Consider the following 16,200-nt stretch of genomic DNA (forward strand, 5'->3'; position numbering starts at 1 on the left):
GTTGCGGTTGAGCGAAGGGGGGATTGGGATGCATGTTGTCGTCGTCGAAGACGAGCCGATGATCCGGCTCGGGCTTGCCCGCATGGTCGAACGGTATGGGACGGGAGGGATTCGCGTTACCGTCTTGGCCAATGGCGAGGAGGCTGCCGCTTTGATTCGGGAGACGCCGCCCGATCTGGTTCTCACGGATATTCGGATGCCCCGTATGGACGGGCTTGAGCTGTGCAGAATCATCTCGGAAACCCGGCCTTCCGTCAAAACCGTCGTCATCTCCGGTTACGGAGAATTTGCGTATGCGCAAAAATGCCTGACATACGGGGTCAAGGAATACCTGCTCAAGCCGGTCACGCCTGGCGAGCTGTATTCGGTGCTGGACCGCGTTCTGAAACCGGCTCAGGCCGATGCGCCGTCCATTTCGGAATACGAGCAGTGGCTCGATTCGTTGGAGGAAGCGATCTGGAGCGCCGACCCGGACGCGGCTGCCGCCTGCTGGACGGAAGGGAAGGACCGGTATTTCGAAGCGCATGCTTTGCCTGAGCGGATGAACGCAGCCGTCAACGACGTGCTCCGCTTGCTGGTGAAGCGGCTGAACGCCAGAGACATCTTCCTCTTTCCCGAGCCTCTCGAGCGGCGAAGTTTTCGTGCCCGTCAGGAAGCCCTGGCCTTTCTGGAGGAAGAGATTTTCAAGCTGTCCGGACTGCTGCAAACCTACCGCGGCGGCAACCTGAAGAACGTCTGGGAAGAAGCGAGAGCGTATATCGACGAACATCTTGCGACGGACATCAGCCTGGAGGAGGTCGCCGGGAAAATGGGCCTCGCGCCGACTTACTTCAGCCACCTGTTCAAAAAATCGACGAACGAGACGTTCGTGCAGTACCGCATCCGCAAACGGATGGAAATGGCCAAGCGGCTGCTGGAAATTCCCCACTATAAAGTAATCGACGTCTCCATGGCCGTCGGCTACCAGAGCTATCCGCACTTCTCCATCCTGTTTAAAAAGGCGGTCGGCTGTTCCCCTTCCGAGTACCGCCAATCGATCGGCATCAAATAAGACGGCCTCCCCGCAAATATTTACAATCGTTTAACAAACCGGGACGTTCCGTGTTAACACTGGGATAAAATTCCCATGGTATAGTAGATCCAAAGACACGGAAAGTCAGGGATGGTCATGACGATAGAACAAATGACGGAGCAACCGATCGACGGTTCGACGCTTCATAGCGAGCTGCAGCACATCTTACATCAACAAGCCGTAACGTCCGTTTATCAGCCGATTATTTCGCTGAAGGACGGCACCGTTTTCGGCTACGAGGCGTTAACCCGGGGACCGGAGGGCAGCCCGCTGCATTCTCCGCTCAAGCTGTTCGCGGCGGCGGAGTCCGAAGGCTTGCTGTATCCGCTGGACCGGCTTGCGAGGGCCAAGGCGATTCAGGGCGCGTTGACCCGGACGGAGGAGGAGATGCTGTTTCTGAATCTGTCCGCCGAAATTTTGAACGATCCGCAGTTCGAGCCGGGCCGGACGCTGGAGCTGTTGGAGCAGCGGGGGCTGACGCCGGGGAATGTCGTGTTCGAGATTACGGAGCGCAGCTCCATCGAAGATTTCGACGCGGCCAAAACGATTCTGGACCATTACCGCCAGCAAGGATACCGGATCGCGATCGACGATGCCGGGGCGGGGTATTCCTCGCTGCAAGCCATTGCCGAGCTGCAGCCCGATTTTATCAAAATCGACCGCTCGCTCATCAAGGACATTCACCGCCACAAAACGAAGGAGTACATCCTCGAAACGCTGCTGTCGTTCGCCGAGAAGTTGGGCGTTCACCTGATTGCAGAGGGCATCGAATCGGCCGAGGAACTGATGAAGCTTACGCGCATGGGCGTGCATTTCGGACAAGGCTTTTTGCTTGGCCGTCCCGGAACGGAGCAAGCCCTGCTGCAGCCGGAGCTGAAAAATTATATTCTGCTGCACCGCAAATTTGTTGAAACCGCGGGCAGCTTCTGGGCCATCGGCGATCTGTCGATTCCGTATCAGTCCTTTGAAAACTCGACGCCCATCTCGACGGTCGCCGGGTATTTTAAGAAAAATGCGAACGCGCTTGGCGCGGCGGTCGTTTCGGGCGGGGTGCCCATCGGCCTCATTATGCGGGACCGCTTGTTCCAGCAGCTTGCGGGACAGTACGGCTATTCGCTGTTCTGGAACCGTCCGATCGATCAGGTGATGGACCCTTCGCCCCTGATCGTGGACGAGCAGATGTCGGTCGAGGAGGTGTCCCAGCTCGCGACATCGCGGGACATTCAAAATTTGTACGATCTCGTGATCATCACCTCCAAAGGGCGAATGCTGGGGATGTCTTCCATAAGGTCGATTCTCGAATGTATCACGAATGCCCGCATGGAAAGCGCCAAGGTCGCCAATCCGCTCACGGGACTGCCGGGCAATCTGCAAATCTACCGGGAGCTGAGCAAGCGGCTGACGGACAAGAAGCCGTTCTCGGTCATCTATGCCGATCTGGATTATTTCAAATGGTTTAACGACCGGTACGGCTTTCAAAAAGGCGATCAGCTCATTCAATTTACCGCCGACTGCATTCAGCAGGCGATGGGTGTGCTGGGGCGGCCGTTCGATTTCGTCGGCCATATCGGCGGGGATGATTTTATTGCGATTACGGCGAGCGAGGAACCGGAGAAGCTGTGCGGCGAAATTTTACGGCGGTTCGATGCGGGGGTCAGAGCGTTCTACGACGAGGACGATTGGACGTATGTCGAAGACCGGCAGGGCAACCGGATCGATAGCGACGGCGTCACACTGTCGCTGTCCCTTGTGGTCTGCAAGGCGGCCGCCGCCGTAACGCCGGAGCAAATTTCCGAAACGGCGGCCAAGCTGAAGAAGCAGTCGAAAGCGCACCGCGGGAGCGCCTTTAGCAGCGATGCGGTCGGCGTTCCGGAGGACGACGGGCCGATTGAACTTTAACCGAAGAGCTGGGGAAGCTGATCCAGCTGCTTGATCAAATACACCTTACGCTTTCCCAGCCGCTGCTGGGAAATTTTTTTGTCTCCCGATTCGGCGGACGGCCCGGCTGCTCCGGGATGGAGCCATACGGCATCCAAGCCTGCCTTGACGGCGCCGCATACGTCATGCTTCCACGAGTTCCCTACCATGAGTGCCTGCCTAGGCGCAAGCTGCATCGTTTGGAGCGCCGTCTTGAAGAGATAAGGCGCAGGCTTCTTGTCCGCCGGCTTCTGCGCCGTAAAGACGCGTTCTTCGGGAAAATACGATTCCAGCCCGAACCGCTGCAGCATCATCAGCACTTCGCTGCGGGGGCTGTTGCTGATGATGGCGAGGCGGTATGTACGGGACAATTCCTCCAGCGTTTTGGCCGTCAGCGGCGCCATGGACTTCGCCGATACCTGCAGGCGGCGGATATCCTGCATGAAGCTTCGTAGAGCGCCGGAGGAAGCGGGAATCTTCAGCACCTCGAAGGCTTCCCGCAGACATTGCTGCTGCAGCTCGTCGAGCTGCTTGAACGTCGTCCGGCCTTTTTTGCGCTGCTGCCAACGGGTGATATACTGCTCCCAGAGCAAATCCGCCTTCGGGCGGTCCTCCGCCGCCCATCTGGCCGAATAATCGTCCCACACCTCTGCGAAGCATTGCTCGAAGCTGAGTCCCTGCTGCACCAGCGTCTGATTGACATCGAAAAAAATCGCGCGTTTTCCGTTCAAACGAACCGTCTCTTTCATGAACCCAGCCTCCGATCTCCTTTCCGCTCGAAAGGCGCCGTCAAGGATCAAAAGTTAGTTCATTTTATGCGGCAAAAACGGCGTACACCCCTTTTTCGAGAAAGCTTTCCAAAGGTTTTTTTCTTATGCTGTCCTATGCTATCATGTATAGAGTAGGAAACTGCCTGAATGGGGTGTATCCATGTCCAAGCTTATTTTGATCGACGGGAACAGCATTGCTTACCGCGCTTTTTTTGCGCTGCCGCTGCTGAGCAATTCCAAGGGGCTGCACACGAACGCCGTCTATGGGTTCACCACCATGCTGCTCAAGCTGCTGGAGGAGCAGAAGCCGACGCACTTTCTGGTTGCATTCGACGCAGGGAAAGCGACGTTTCGACATAAAGATTACGCAGAATACAAAGGCGGCCGTGAAAAAACGCCGCCAGAGCTGTCCGAGCAGTTTCCGCTGCTTCGGGATCTGCTCGGATCGTTCGGCATCCGCCAGTTCGAGCTGGACGGCTACGAGGCCGACGACATCATCGGCACGCTGACGCGCATTGCAGACGAGAAAGGCGGCACCGAGGTCGTCGTCGTCACCGGGGACAAGGACATGCTGCAGCTTGCGAGCGGGCAGGTGACCATTGCGCTGACGCGTAAAGGCATCAGCGAGGTCGAGCTGTTCGATCCGGCGCACATCGAAGAGACGTACGGGCTTAAGCCGCATCAGATTATCGACCTGAAAGGGTTGATGGGCGATACGTCCGACAACATTCCGGGCATCCCGGGCGTTGGAGAGAAGACGGCGCTTAAGCTGCTGCACGAATACGGCTCGGTCGAGAACGTGCTGGAGAACGCCTCGCAGATTAAAGGCAAGCTAGGAGAGAAGGTCGCTGAGAATGCCGACAGCGCCCGGATGAGCAAGGGGCTTGCGACGATTTTCCGGGAGGTGCCAGTCGATTTTTCGTGGGACGAGCTGGCTTATCGCGGATATGAGGAATTGGAGCTTGCCGAGATGTTCCGCAAGCTGGAGTTTAAGTCGTTAATGGAGCGGCTGCAGCTGCCCGCTTCCGGCGCTGGAGCTGCCGGGGCAGCGGAGACGGAGGAGGCCGGTACGGAGCCGCCGGCGGTGCTGGTCACGGACGACAAGCTGGCCGAGCTGATCGCGGCGCTGCCGCATGTCCATGCGCTGCATGTGGAGGCTGCGGGCGACAATCCGCATAACGCCGAGGTGATCGGCGTGTCCTTTTACTGCGAAGAAGAGGGCGCGGAGGCCGTGTGCTACTATGTACCGGTGGAACGGCTTAAGCAGGATAACGCCTCTGCGATACGGGAGTGGCTCGCTTCGGAAGACAAGCGGGAGGTATCCGTCTACGATCTGCACCGCGCCATCATCGTGCTGTCCTGGCGCGGGATCGAGCTGGGGGGCATCGGCTTCGATGCGCTGCTCGCCGGCTATTTGCTCGATCCGACGGAGTCGTCGCTGACGCTGGACGGTCTAACGTCCCGCTACGGACTGCGTCCGCTTCCGGCCGACGAGGAAGTATTCGGCAAGGGCGCGAAATTCAAGGTGCCCGAGGAAGACGTGCTGACCGCCTATTTGTGCCGCAAAGCCGCCGCGGTCCATCGGCTGACGCCGAAGCTGAAGGAAGCGCTCGAAGCGAGCGAAATGCACCCGTTGTTTTACGAGCTGGAGCTTCCGCTGGCGCTCGTCCTGGCTTCGATGGAGCGCAAAGGAATCAAGGTGGACGCGGAGGAGCTCAAAGCCTACGGCGCGGAGCTTGGAAGCCAGCTTGAAGGCATCATGCAATCGATCTACGACGCGGCTGGAATCGAATTTAACCTCAACTCGCCGAAGCAGTTAGGGGAAATTTTGTTCGAGAAGCTTGGTCTGCCGGTGATCAAGAAAACGAAAACCGGCTATTCGACCGATGCCGAAGTGCTGGAGAAGCTGGAGCCGTACCATCCGATGGTCGGTCATATTCTTCATTACCGGACGCTGGCGAAGCTGCAGTCGACTTACGTGGAAGGCCTGCTTAAGGAAGTGCGTCCTTCTACCGGGAAGGTGCATACGTACTATAAGCAGACGATCGCGGCGACCGGACGGCTCAGCAGCCAGTATCCGAACCTGCAGAACATTCCGATCCGGCTGGAGGAAGGCCGCAAAATCCGCAAGGTGTTTTTCCCTTCCGAGCCCGGGTGGAAAATTCTGACTGCCGACTACTCGCAGATCGAGCTGCGCGTGCTGGCGCACATTTCGCAGGACGAGAAGCTGATCAAAGCGTTCCGCGAAAACATGGACGTTCATACGAAAACGGCCATGGACGTATTCGGCGTATCCGAAGCGGAAGTCGATTCGAATATGCGGCGTCAGGCCAAAGCGGTCAACTTCGGCATCGTATACGGCATCAGCGATTACGGGTTGTCGCAGAACTTGAACATTACCCGTAAGGACGCGGCGAAGTTTATCGAGCAATATTTTGCCGTGTTCCAAGGGGTTCGCCAATATATGGACGATATCGTCAAAAAAGCCCGTCAGGACGGCTACGTAACGACGCTGCTGCAGCGCCGCCGCTACCTGCCGGAAATTACCGCCTCGAATTTCAACCTGCGTTCGTTCGCCGAGCGTACCGCGATGAATACGCCGATTCAAGGAACGGCCGCGGATATCATCAAGCTGGCGATGGTCCAATTGGACAAGCGGATGAAGGAAGAAGGCGTGCGCAGCCGCATGCTGCTGCAGGTGCATGACGAACTGGTGTTCGAAGTGCCGGAGGAAGAGATTGACTTGATGAAACGAATGGTCGCCGAAGTGATGGAATCGGCCCTGAAGCTCGACGTGCCGCTGAAGGTCGACGTCGATGCCGGGGAGAACTGGTATGAGGCGAAGTAATCCGCCGGGTTTCGTTCGGGCGGAATGGAGGAGGGGGAAGACATCATGCCGGAATTGCCGGAGGTCGAAACGGTGCGCCGTACGCTCAATGAACTGGTGATCAACAAGAAGATCGAGCGCGTGTCCGTCCTGCTGCCCCGGATTATTCAGCATCCGGACGACATACAGGCGTTTGCCGTTATGCTTGAGGGAGAAACGATTCGCTCGGTTGAGCGGCGTGGAAAATTTTTGCGGTTCATGCTTGACCATTATACGCTTGTCTCACATCTACGGATGGAGGGACGCTATGGGGTATACCGCTCGGATGAACCGATGGAGAAGCATACGCATGTCGTGTTTCATTTTACGGATGGCACGGAGCTGAGGTACAAGGACGTGCGGCAGTTCGGAACGATGCACGTCTATCCGAAGGATACGGATTTGCTGGAGGCGCCGCTCAAGAAGCTAGGCCTTGAGCCGCTGGACGAGGCGTTTACGCCGGAAGCTTTCCGCGGGAAGATCGGAAAGCGCAAGACGAAGATCAAGCCGCTGCTGCTGAATCAGGAATACATTGTCGGCATCGGGAATATTTATGTGGATGAAGCGTTATTTCTGGCCGGAATCCATCCGGAGCGGGAAGCCCATACGCTGAGTGCAGCGGAAACGGCCAAGCTTCACGAAGCGATTGTGGAGACGCTGAAAGACGCTGTGGCCGCAGGCGGGTCGTCCATCAAGTCGTACGTTAACGGTCAAGGCGAGATCGGGATGTTCCAGCATCAGCTGAAAATGTACGGACGCAAGGACGAGGCTTGCCTGACTTGCGGCACGGCGATTGTCAAGACGGTGCTAGCGGGGCGCGGCACCCATTTTTGTCCGGTCTGCCAGCCGCTGAAGAGTAAACGCGGGAAACGGGAAACGCTCAAAAGCTAACGGGTCCTTCCAGAACAGCAAATACGCACCCTCCGCCCAGAACAGCCATATAGTATGGTGTGCAGTTACAGGTGAGGAGGGAACGTCATGTTGTCTGTCGTCTCGTTGCTTCTGCTTGCGTTTGCCGTCAGCCTGGACGGATTCGGGGTAGGCGTCACGTACGGTCTCCGCAAAATACGGATTTCGCTCACTTCGATTGCGATCATCGCGGCTTGGTCGGGCGTTATCATTTACGTTTCGATGCAGATTGGCGTCTGGATGAGTCGGTTTGTCGACCCGGCCGTGGCGAAAGATATCGGCGCCGTCATTTTGATGGGGATCGGCTTGTGGGCGCTGCATCAGTTGATCCAGCAGAGGCGGCAGGAATCGCAAGCGGGGCAGGCGAACGAGCCGCAGCCGCCAGTCCCCGCGCCGGGGCCGGCGACGGCCAAAGAAGTGTTTTATCTTGAACTGAAACGGTTCGGTCTGGTCATTCAAATTCTGCGCACGCCGTCCATGGCGGATGTGGACCGTTCCGGGAACATATCGGCCTACGAAGCGACGCTGCTGGGCTTGGCGCTCTCGTTGGACGCCTTCGGGGCAGGGATCGGCGCCGCCTTGCTCGGCTTCACGCCGTGGCTGACGGCAGCGGTCATTGCGCTGGGTTGCGGTACGTTTCTGGGAATCGGTCTGCAGATCGGATTACGCTATGCGGAGCTGAAATGGATTCGCAAGCTGTCCGCTTTGCCCGGATTTGTCTTGATCCTGATGGGCATCATGAAACTGTTCTGACCATACAACAACATCATCTTGGATATAATAGGGGAATGACCATGAACATCGGATTAACCGGGGGAATTGCGTGCGGCAAAAGCACGGTGGCCGAGATGCTCGTCCGGCGCGGTGCGCTGCTGATCGATGCGGACCGGATTGCGAGAGAGGTCGTGGAGCCGGGAACCCCCGTTCTGGCTGAAGTGATCCGGCGGTTCGGAGACGATCTGCTGCTGCCGGACGGCTCTCTTCATCGCAAAAAGCTGGGCGAGCGGGTCTTCGGCAATCGCGAGGCGCTTCGCGATCTGGAAAATCTGCTGCATCCGCCCATTCGCGCATTAATACGCGAGAGAATGCAGGCCTACGCGGCGGAGCAGCCGGACAAGCTGGTCGTCGTCGACGTGCCGCTCTTATATGAATCGGGGCAGCAGGCCATGTACGAGCAGGTGATGGTCGTCTATGTGCCGCGCGAAGTGCAGCTTCAGCGTCTGATGGCCAGGGACGGAATCACGTCGGAGCAGGCGGAGAAACGGCTGTTGTCCCAGATGCCGATCGAAGAGAAGAAAGGGCTCGCCGATTGGGTCATCGATAATTCGGGCACCCTAGAGGCAACGGAAAAGCAGGTTGAAGCTTTCTGGAATGAAAGGGGGCTATCATGAGCTTTTGGCGGAAAAAGCGGGTGTTCGCCTTGCTGCTGCTGACGTTTGTTATCTTTTTGTTCTTAAGCAGCACTTATGTGGGGCGCATGCTGTATCCGATCCATTACGAACAGGAAATACGCCAAAACGCCGCAAAATACGATCTCGATCCTTTTCTTGTGGCCGCCGTCATTCGGGTGGAATCCAACTATTTGACGGAAACGGAATCCAAGAAGGGCGCATATGGAATGATGCAGCTTATGCCGGATACGGCGAATTGGATTATCGACAAGGCGCGTTTTAATGAAGAATTCAGAAACAGGCTTAACGATCCGGCGGTCAGTATCGAGCTGGGCTCATGGTATCTTAATTGGTTGAATAAGCAGTTTAACGGAAATCGCATAGCGGTTCTTGCAGGCTATAATGCGGGGCACGGCAAAGTCAGCCGCTGGCTCCAGGAGAACGAATGGGACGGAACGCTTCAAAATGCGGACCGCATTCCTTACGGGGAAACGAGACATTACATACAGCGTGTAATGTATTATTATAACAAGTATGTTAAATTGTATGGGGAAGAGTGGGGAGAGCGCGCCGCTTAACCTTACAAGCAAAAGAAGTATCGGACAAGCACCTTGGACGGGAGCTTAAGCCCGATACTTCTTGCGTATTCTTCAAAACATGTTATTATTTGAATTGACCGGCAAGAGACTGCTCGGCGATTTGCACCAGGCGACGAGTGATGTTACCACCGATCGCACCAGTATCACGAGTAGCCATGTGACCGAAGTAACCGTCCTGAGGAATCACGATACCCAGTTCCTGCGCTACTTCGTATTTCAGTTGATCCAACGCTGCATTCGCTTGAGGCACTACCAATTGATTGCTGCTGCGGGATTGACCTGCACCCATGTCTGTTCACCTCCTTGTCGTTGGTAGTCCTATTATGTGCGATTGCCCGGACTTCATGACAGGGAGCTATTGGGAAATAGGGGGAGGAAGAAACGATCGATGAAATGCCCATATTGCGATTATTCCGGCACGAAGGTATTGGATTCGCGTGCCGCTAATGAGAATAAATCGATCCGGCGCCGCCGCGAATGCGAGAAGTGTCAGAAGCGGTTCACGACCTTTGAGATGGTCGAGGAGACGCCGCTCATTGTTATTAAGAAGGATGGAAGCCGGGAGGAATTCAACCGGGAAAAAATGCTGCGGGGCTTGATCCGCGCCTGTGAGAAACGTCCGGTATCCGTTGAACGGCTGGAGATGATCGTTTCCGAGGTAGAGAAGCAAATCCGCACGACGGCCCATGCTGAAGTGGACAGCCGCGAGATCGGGGAGATTGTCATGAGCGAGCTGTATCCCGTAGACGAGGTCGCTTATATCCGGTTCGCCTCGGTTTACCGTCAATTTAAAGACATCGATATGTTTATGAAGGAATTGACCGAGCTGCTGTCGAAGCATCAGACCGGCGGGGAAGCGAATAAGCTGTAGTGGATTATTTTTTTCAGAAAAATGCAACTTTAATTCATTTGATTGACAAGCCCCCAAGGGCTATGCTATTATCAATTTTGTCGCCGCTGAAATAATAAAGAGAAGAGCGACAAAAGAACCGAATAGCGAGGGGCCTTAGCTCAGCTGGGAGAGCGCATCGCTGGCAGCGATGAGGTCAGGGGTTCGATCCCCCTAGGCTCCACCATAAAAAAGACGTTGAGACGCTTGGCTTTTCGAGCGTTTTTTTGTTTTTTGGCTGGCGATTCTTATGTTTTGATTATCACACTTCTTCGTTTTTTCGTCTTTTTTTAGGCAGTATTCTTCAGAGTATAATAATTCTCGACAATAAAAAACTCGCTTAGTCGTAAGGGGTGGACTGAGCGAGTTTTCATTTCTCTAAACAACATATCACCATATTGTTTAGCGGTTTCTTTATGAATGATTGAAATAACATAGGAATAGATATCTAGGGTTACTTGGATACCGCTATGCCTAAGAATTTCAGACATATGCCTTTTAGACTCCTAGCGCGTTACTATCAAGAAGGCAGCCCCAAACATCATCGCACCTGCTGAGCGATCAATGAGTCCCTTGGAATTCGACAAAGAGAACAGTTTTCTTGCGACCTCTGCCATTAGGCCATAGCCGACCACAATCGCAATCATTACACAAATAATAATTGAACACAAAATAACGTAGCTGTACAGTGTTAAACCTGAGACATCAATCGTACCTGGAAGAAGTGCCATGTAGAAGATGATAGCAATTGGATTAGATAGAGTCATTGCTAGGCCCAGTCCGATTTCAACAACGAAGTTGACGGGTTTTGTTTTCTCGTTTGACGCAAGCACACGCCCCGCATTTTTCCATTTCTTAATACCCAACCAGACAAGATACGCAGCACCGCAAAACTTCAGCGCTACGAATATTGGGCCTAGTACTTTAACAAGGGCTGTAAGTCCTACAACCGCAGCTGTGAACATAAGCAATTTGCCAAGAATCATACCTATGGCGAGAGGCAGACTGGCGAACATCCCACCAGAAAGAGTTCGGGATAGAAGTCCGGCAATTTCTGGCCCAGGTGAAGCTGCAGATACAGCAAAGGCCAACAAAAAAATGAAGTAATCAGTCATGTAGATTCTCCAGAAATGTATTTTTGCTTTTTAGTCTTTATTAGCGTGCAGACAGTAGCGGCGCATCAGTTCAATCGTTTCAGCGTCCTGCGGAAGACCGCGTTCTGCAAGTCCTTCGATGATCCCGTTTCTGACTGGCTCCTTCAAGTTCTGTCCGAATTTGAACTTCCCGCTTGTATGATCGGCATCGATGCGGACGAGCCCTACTCCTTTCAGTCGAGGGCTGTAATCGGGATCATCGGCGTCAATCGTCTTGTAGCCGCCCTCGGGCTGCAGCTTGCGCATGAACGCTTCCAAGGCATCCGCCTTTTCGCGTAGATCACTGACGGCAACTGCCCGTCCGTTTATCCGCACGGATTTGTAGTAGGCGGTTGCCGGACAAGCCAGTAGTGGGTCTTCAAAGTAAGATGGGATAATTGCGTATTCTTTGGCGATGACAAATGTAACTTCTTCGTTGAGGGATAGATTGTTCATTTTCTCTCCAATTCTACTTCCGTGGAAATAGATTGATCCATGATGGTATACATAATTGAGCGGAGTTACGGAGGGCTTTCCGTCCGCTCCGATCGTTCCGAGAAACCCGAAGCTCATTTCGTTTAAGAACGTCTCCAATTCCATCTTGTTTTCTGCTTCCGTCATTGCAAATTCCTTTCTACGCATAGGGTTTCCTCCAGTTGAGTTTCACAAGTTTGTTATAATCAAATTAAGTATACGTAGAGTACCACCCATACAGTCAAACACTAACCCTAACACTTAAGGCGGGAAATATATGAAATGGGAACTGAACCGTGCATCAGAAATACCTCTAACCAAGCAAATTTATCAGGCGATTGCAGACAAAATTTTATCCAATTTAATCGCCCCGGGGGCGTTATTACCGTCTGTTCGCAACCTGTCAAAAGAATTAAAAGTTAGTACCGATACGGTTATTCAAGCCTATCGTGATTTGGAAAAAGATAATTTCATTACTCGAATACAAGGAAAAGGGACTTTCGTGAATCAACGAAAACAAAAGGCATTACCCAAAAGCCCAAACACATTACCTTATGCATGGCAGTTATCCGTCCAAGATTATTTGCCAAGAGCACAATTCCCCAACCATGCCCAGTCTCATGAAAAAATTAATCTCTCCATTTCTAGGATAGACCCTGGTTTATTCCCTAATCGGTTCATAGAGAAACTAATATCGGACGATTTGCTACAAAATTCGAAATCAATTTCAACGTACGGAGAAATTCAAGGAGATAAAGAACTTCGAGAAGTTTATGCTCGTTATCTGAAGAAAGAACATAAACTGAAGACGAGTCCCCAGGATTTACTCATTACATGTGGTTCGCAACAAGGAATTGAATTGGTTGCTAAAAGTTTTGTAGGACCTGGCGACTTCATCATGGTAGAAGCCCCCACCTATCCCGCAGCAATTGATATATTTAGGGCCAGAGGAGCAACGATCATTCAGATTCCTGTTGATAAGCAAGGCTTACGGGTTGATCTGCTAGATCCACTCGTCGAAAAATATAAGCCGCGCTTGATATACACGATACCAAACTTTCAAAATCCAACTGGCGCAGTATTAAGCTTTCCTCGAAGACTAGAACTTTTACATATTGCACAACGAACAAATACTCTGATTGTAGAAGATGATCCATGGAGTGAAATATACTTTGATGGATGTCCCCCATTGCCGCTGAAAAGCCTTGATACATATGGCCATGTGATCTATTTGAAAGGGAGTAAGATCATTGGTCCAGGTTGCAGAATCGGGGTTTTGGCAGCCAATGGAACACTATTAAGCCGACTTATTGCAGCGAAAGGCTTATCCGATTTAGGGACGCCTCTGCTAAATCAAAAGGTGGTATCGTTGTTGCTGGAATCCAAACGAATCAGTGCACACACTGAAAAGCTTAGGACGGCATTAGAAGTAAGACGAGACATGATAACGGAAATGCTGAAGAAATTGCCGGATGTGGTTACGGTGAACGTTCCAACGGGAGGACTCAATTATTGGATTACACTTCCTGCATGTGTAAATACCGACAATCTATTATATGAGGCGAAAAAAGAAGGAGTTTCTTTCATGCCAGGTTCAGCATTTTATGCACATGCTCCCGAATGCCATCATCTCCGCATTTGTTTCTCATCTGTTGATGATTATAGCTTGCAAGATGGCTTGAATAAGTTATTCAAGGTAATGAACAGAGCAGTAAAGGGAAGAAAGAATGATAAAACGAGAGCCGTAATTTACTGCTGAGAAGACGGTTTTTGAAGGATACTCCCCTTGGTTCAACCATATATAATCATGGGCAGTTAAACTAACCAATGCGGTAGAGCGAATCGCTGGCAGCGATGAGGTCAGGGGTTCGATCCCCCTAGGCTCCATAAATAAAACGAAGCAGCAGCCGATAGGCTGCTTTTTTTATTTGTTGGGGTCCGGGGTAGGGAAGCCCTTCATCCTCTCTAGGCTCCACCATACACAAGCGCAATCGGCAGACATGCCATTTACTTGTTTGGCAAATGATCCAAAAGCAGCCGACACGGCTGCTTTCATTGGTTAGTCTTTATTAACCCTTTAGCCTGCTGTTTGCCTGATTCCAGGAGGCTGTCGCTAAAGTTGGGATCATTAACCGATCGCGCTAGTACAAGCGTTCCGACCATCATGCTAAGCACTGCACTCCCAATGGATTTATTGATTTCCGCCAGATCGGCAATAAAATCAATCATCCGTTGCAAATCGCGGGTGAAGACCTGACGTACCTCTTCGGATAATCGGGATATTTCACTGGAAAGGGCGGGGAGAATGCAACCCATCTCAGTATGATCTCGATGATACGGACTTAAATAAAAATCGATAACCGCATCGATCTTAGGTTCTCCCGCCTCCTTCTCGGCCGCTTTCTGCAAAAGTGATATCGTATCGCTTATGGCATAGCGGCAAGTTTCCGAGACTAGTTGTTCTTTATTGTCAAAGTGTGAATAGAATCCCCCATGTGTCAGACCGGCTCCTTTCATAATGAATGGAACGCTGATGTCGCGTATTCCATTCGTACGAAACGCTTTGGCAGCACTTTCGATTATACGGCCCCGAACTTTGATTTTATGACCTTCAGGATATGGCATCGCATTCACCTCTTTGCACATAAACTCATCCCTGAAAATATTATAGTCGTCATAATTAAATGCGTCAATTTTACGGAACTGTTGACTGATTTAAAATATGATGATAATAATATATTATGAACATCATATTTTAGAAAGGGAGGTGCAAGGGAGATGAGTCAGCTTAAACGGATAGACACTTTGGTCATTGGCTCAGGTCCGGGAGGTTATGCGGCCGCGGTGCGATCAGCGCAGCTTGGAATGAAGACGATCGTTGTCGAACGCGGCCAAATTGGCGGAGTGTGCACGAATGTAGGCTGTATACCTTCCAAATCGTTGATAGCGGAAGCGCACCGCTACAATTTGCACAGGCAATGGAATCATGCGGTCGCCTCGGCTTCCTTTGAGGAGGCTCAGGCGTTCAAACAAGCGGTCGTAAACAAGCAGGCCGGCGGAGTGCATTACCTGTTAAGAAGTGCTGGAGTAACGATTCTCGAAGGTGAGGCAAGCTTGATTGACCAACATACAGTTGTGGTTAAAGGGTCGGAAACGGAACAATTGATTTCTTTTAAATACGCAATTTTGGCAACGGGTTCTCGTCCGATAGAGCTGCAGGCTTTGCCATTCGGCGATCGTATTTTGTCTTCCACAGAAGCGCTGTCGCTTTCTCAGCTTCCTACCAGTCTGGTCGTTATCGGCGGCGGATATATTGGCGTAGAGCTGGGACAAATGTTTGCCAAATTCGGCACCAAGGTGACGATTTTCGAGGGAGGAGAACAAGTGCTGCCCGGATTTGAGGCGGACCTTACAGCCCCTGTAGTTAGGCAGTTGAACGCAGACGGCGTCACCATCATAACGGGGGCGAAAGCCGTTAAAGCTGAACAGGATATGGACGGGCTAACCCTCCACTATTTAAAAAACGATGAACAGCATCTTGTTCGAGCGGAGTATGCATTAGTGACTGTTGGAAGAAAACCGAATACGGACGGGAGCTTGAGGCTGGACCGCATCGGATTACCGACAACGAGCAGAGGATTGATAGAAACAGACGAACAATGCAGAACGGCGATTCCGCATATTTTCGCAATTGGCGATATTTCAAACGGACCGGCGCTTGCCCATAAGGCTTCTTATGAAGCCAAGGTTGCGGCGGAAGCCATTGCGGGCGAGCCTTCTGCCGTCGAATACAAAGCGATTCCGCTTGTCGTTTTTTCCGAGCCGGAGCTGGCGAGCGTCGGGTTAACCGAAACCGAGTGCAAGGCAAGAGCGATTCCGGCTGTCATTGGGAAATCTTCATTTACGATAAACGGCAGAGCATTGGCGCTGAAAGCGGCGGAAGGGTTTGTCAAAGTGGTCGCCGATCCGGCGTCAGGCATCGTCATAGGCGGGCAAATCGTTGGGGCAGAGGCGTCAACCCTCATTTCAGAACTTGCATTGGCGATCGAGATGGGAGCAGCCGTAGAGGATTTGGCGATGACAATCCATCCCCATCCCACCATGGGAGAAGTGATCATGGAGGCTGCCGGCAACGCCGCAAAAAAACACGATGAAATAAACAAAATGCAGGCTATTTAGG

The 16,200-nt window shown here is 52.6% G+C and carries 15 protein-coding genes and 1 tRNA gene; 11 read left to right on the top strand and 5 right to left on the bottom strand.

Annotation, left to right across the window (positions count from 1 at the left end; all coding sequences use genetic code 11):
• Positions 1-28: 28 nt before the first annotated feature.
• Positions 29-1,051: a response regulator gene (locus ET33_RS13970; RefSeq protein ID WP_036682106.1), complete on the top strand. Its 1,023-nt coding sequence runs from the start codon at positions 29-31 to the stop codon at positions 1,049-1,051.
• Between the two features lie 117 nt (positions 1,052-1,168).
• Complete coding sequence (locus ET33_RS13975) at positions 1,169-2,971, top strand: GGDEF domain-containing protein (protein ID WP_161783542.1); 1,803 nt, start codon at positions 1,169-1,171, stop codon at positions 2,969-2,971.
• Here ET33_RS13975 and ET33_RS13980 read toward each other — a convergent pair.
• Positions 2,968-3,738 carry an HAD family hydrolase gene (locus tag ET33_RS13980; RefSeq protein WP_036682108.1) on the bottom strand — a complete coding sequence of 257 codons (771 nt, stop codon included), beginning with the start codon at positions 3,736-3,738 and terminating at the stop codon, positions 2,968-2,970. The genes ET33_RS13975 and ET33_RS13980 overlap by 4 nt on opposite strands.
• A 181-nt stretch (positions 3,739-3,919) precedes the next feature.
• Between ET33_RS13980 and polA the strand changes: the two genes are divergently transcribed.
• The 5 genes from polA to ET33_RS14005 all read left to right on the top strand — a co-directional run bounded on the left by polA (position 3,920) and on the right by ET33_RS14005 (position 9,503).
• A complete protein-coding gene (polA, locus tag ET33_RS13985; protein WP_036682111.1) occupies positions 3,920-6,607 on the top strand; it encodes a DNA polymerase I in 2,688 nt (895 codons plus the stop codon).
• Positions 6,608-6,652: 45 nt separating this feature from the next.
• Positions 6,653-7,516 (top strand): DNA-formamidopyrimidine glycosylase, encoded by an 864-nt coding sequence (mutM, locus tag ET33_RS13990; RefSeq protein WP_036682114.1) that lies wholly within the window; start codon positions 6,653-6,655, stop codon positions 7,514-7,516.
• Between the two features lie 87 nt (positions 7,517-7,603).
• Complete coding sequence (gene ytaF, locus ET33_RS13995; RefSeq protein WP_036682118.1) at positions 7,604-8,287, top strand: sporulation membrane protein YtaF; 684 nt, start codon at positions 7,604-7,606, stop codon at positions 8,285-8,287.
• A gap of 41 nt (positions 8,288-8,328) precedes the next feature.
• Complete coding sequence (coaE, locus tag ET33_RS14000) at positions 8,329-8,925, top strand: dephospho-CoA kinase (protein ID WP_036682122.1); 597 nt, start codon at positions 8,329-8,331, stop codon at positions 8,923-8,925.
• On the top strand, positions 8,922-9,503 hold the full coding sequence (locus ET33_RS14005; RefSeq protein ID WP_036682126.1) for a lytic transglycosylase domain-containing protein: 582 nt from the start codon (positions 8,922-8,924) through the stop codon (positions 9,501-9,503). The genes coaE and ET33_RS14005 overlap by 4 nt, the downstream gene beginning before the upstream one ends.
• Before the next feature lie 85 nt (positions 9,504-9,588).
• Here ET33_RS14005 and ET33_RS14010 read toward each other — a convergent pair whose 3' ends face one another.
• The gene (locus ET33_RS14010) at positions 9,589-9,813 is read right to left on the bottom strand and encodes an alpha/beta-type small acid-soluble spore protein (RefSeq protein WP_036682129.1); all 225 of its coding nucleotides are present in this window, start codon (positions 9,811-9,813) and stop codon (positions 9,589-9,591) included.
• Between the two features lie 99 nt (positions 9,814-9,912).
• On the opposite strand from ET33_RS14010, the gene nrdR reads away from it, so the two are divergent.
• Positions 9,913-10,395, top strand: coding sequence for a transcriptional regulator NrdR (gene nrdR / locus ET33_RS14015; protein ID WP_036682132.1), 483 nt, complete (start codon positions 9,913-9,915; stop codon positions 10,393-10,395).
• Between the two features lie 129 nt (positions 10,396-10,524).
• A tRNA-Ala gene (locus tag ET33_RS14020) sits at positions 10,525-10,600 on the top strand.
• Positions 10,601-10,919: 319 nt separating this feature from the next.
• Here the strand turns inward: ET33_RS14020 and ET33_RS14030 are convergent.
• Together ET33_RS14030 and ET33_RS14035 are read right to left on the bottom strand one after the other, a co-directional pair.
• Positions 10,920-11,528 carry a LysE family translocator gene (locus tag ET33_RS14030; protein ID WP_036682138.1) on the bottom strand — a complete coding sequence of 203 codons (609 nt, stop codon included), beginning with the start codon at positions 11,526-11,528 and terminating at the stop codon, positions 10,920-10,922.
• A 30-nt stretch (positions 11,529-11,558) separates the two neighbouring features.
• The gene (locus tag ET33_RS14035) at positions 11,559-12,188 is read right to left on the bottom strand and encodes a pyridoxamine 5'-phosphate oxidase family protein (RefSeq protein WP_036682140.1); all 630 of its coding nucleotides are present in this window, start codon (positions 12,186-12,188) and stop codon (positions 11,559-11,561) included.
• A gap of 109 nt (positions 12,189-12,297) precedes the next feature.
• Between ET33_RS14035 and pdxR the strand changes: the two genes are divergently transcribed.
• Positions 12,298-13,779: a MocR-like pyridoxine biosynthesis transcription factor PdxR gene (gene pdxR / locus ET33_RS14040; RefSeq protein ID WP_036682145.1), complete on the top strand. Its 1,482-nt coding sequence runs from the start codon at positions 12,298-12,300 to the stop codon at positions 13,777-13,779.
• Positions 13,780-14,072: 293 nt separating this feature from the next.
• On the opposite strand, the gene ET33_RS14045 is transcribed toward pdxR, so the two are convergent.
• Complete coding sequence (locus ET33_RS14045) at positions 14,073-14,645, bottom strand: TetR/AcrR family transcriptional regulator (protein WP_036682149.1); 573 nt, start codon at positions 14,643-14,645, stop codon at positions 14,073-14,075.
• 153 nt (positions 14,646-14,798) lie between these two features.
• Here ET33_RS14045 and lpdA point away from each other — a divergent pair, with 153 nt between their 5' ends.
• The gene (gene lpdA / locus ET33_RS14050) at positions 14,799-16,199 is read left to right on the top strand and encodes a dihydrolipoyl dehydrogenase (protein ID WP_036682154.1); all 1,401 of its coding nucleotides are present in this window, start codon (positions 14,799-14,801) and stop codon (positions 16,197-16,199) included.
• Position 16,200 lies beyond the last annotated feature (1 nt).

The organism is Paenibacillus tyrphae (genome assembly GCF_000722545.1).
Taxonomy (GTDB): domain Bacteria; phylum Bacillota; class Bacilli; order Paenibacillales; family NBRC-103111; genus Paenibacillus_G; species Paenibacillus_G tyrfis.

Coding starts and splice junctions, on each gene's coding strand:
- ET33_RS13980 (WP_036682108.1), bottom strand. CDS start 3,738: ATGAAAGAGACGGTTCGTTTGAACGGAAAACGCGCGATTTTTTTCGAT.
- ET33_RS14045 (WP_036682149.1), bottom strand. CDS start 14,645: ATGCCATATCCTGAAGGTCATAAAATCAAAGTTCGGGGCCGTATAATC.
- lpdA (WP_036682154.1), top strand. CDS start 14,799: ATGAGTCAGCTTAAACGGATAGACACTTTGGTCATTGGCTCAGGTCCG.
- nrdR (WP_036682132.1), top strand. CDS start 9,913: ATGAAATGCCCATATTGCGATTATTCCGGCACGAAGGTATTGGATTCG.
- polA (WP_036682111.1), top strand. CDS start 3,920: ATGTCCAAGCTTATTTTGATCGACGGGAACAGCATTGCTTACCGCGCT.
- ET33_RS14035 (WP_036682140.1), bottom strand. CDS start 12,188: ATGCGTAGAAAGGAATTTGCAATGACGGAAGCAGAAAACAAGATGGAA.
- mutM (WP_036682114.1), top strand. CDS start 6,653: ATGCCGGAATTGCCGGAGGTCGAAACGGTGCGCCGTACGCTCAATGAA.
- ET33_RS14030 (WP_036682138.1), bottom strand. CDS start 11,528: ATGACTGATTACTTCATTTTTTTGTTGGCCTTTGCTGTATCTGCAGCT.
- coaE (WP_036682122.1), top strand. CDS start 8,329: ATGAACATCGGATTAACCGGGGGAATTGCGTGCGGCAAAAGCACGGTG.
- ET33_RS14010 (WP_036682129.1), bottom strand. CDS start 9,813: ATGGGTGCAGGTCAATCCCGCAGCAGCAATCAATTGGTAGTGCCTCAA.
- ET33_RS14005 (WP_036682126.1), top strand. CDS start 8,922: ATGAGCTTTTGGCGGAAAAAGCGGGTGTTCGCCTTGCTGCTGCTGACG.
- ET33_RS13970 (WP_036682106.1), top strand. CDS start 29: ATGCATGTTGTCGTCGTCGAAGACGAGCCGATGATCCGGCTCGGGCTT.
- pdxR (WP_036682145.1), top strand. CDS start 12,298: ATGAAATGGGAACTGAACCGTGCATCAGAAATACCTCTAACCAAGCAA.
- ytaF (WP_036682118.1), top strand. CDS start 7,604: ATGTTGTCTGTCGTCTCGTTGCTTCTGCTTGCGTTTGCCGTCAGCCTG.
- ET33_RS13975 (WP_161783542.1), top strand. CDS start 1,169: ATGACGATAGAACAAATGACGGAGCAACCGATCGACGGTTCGACGCTT.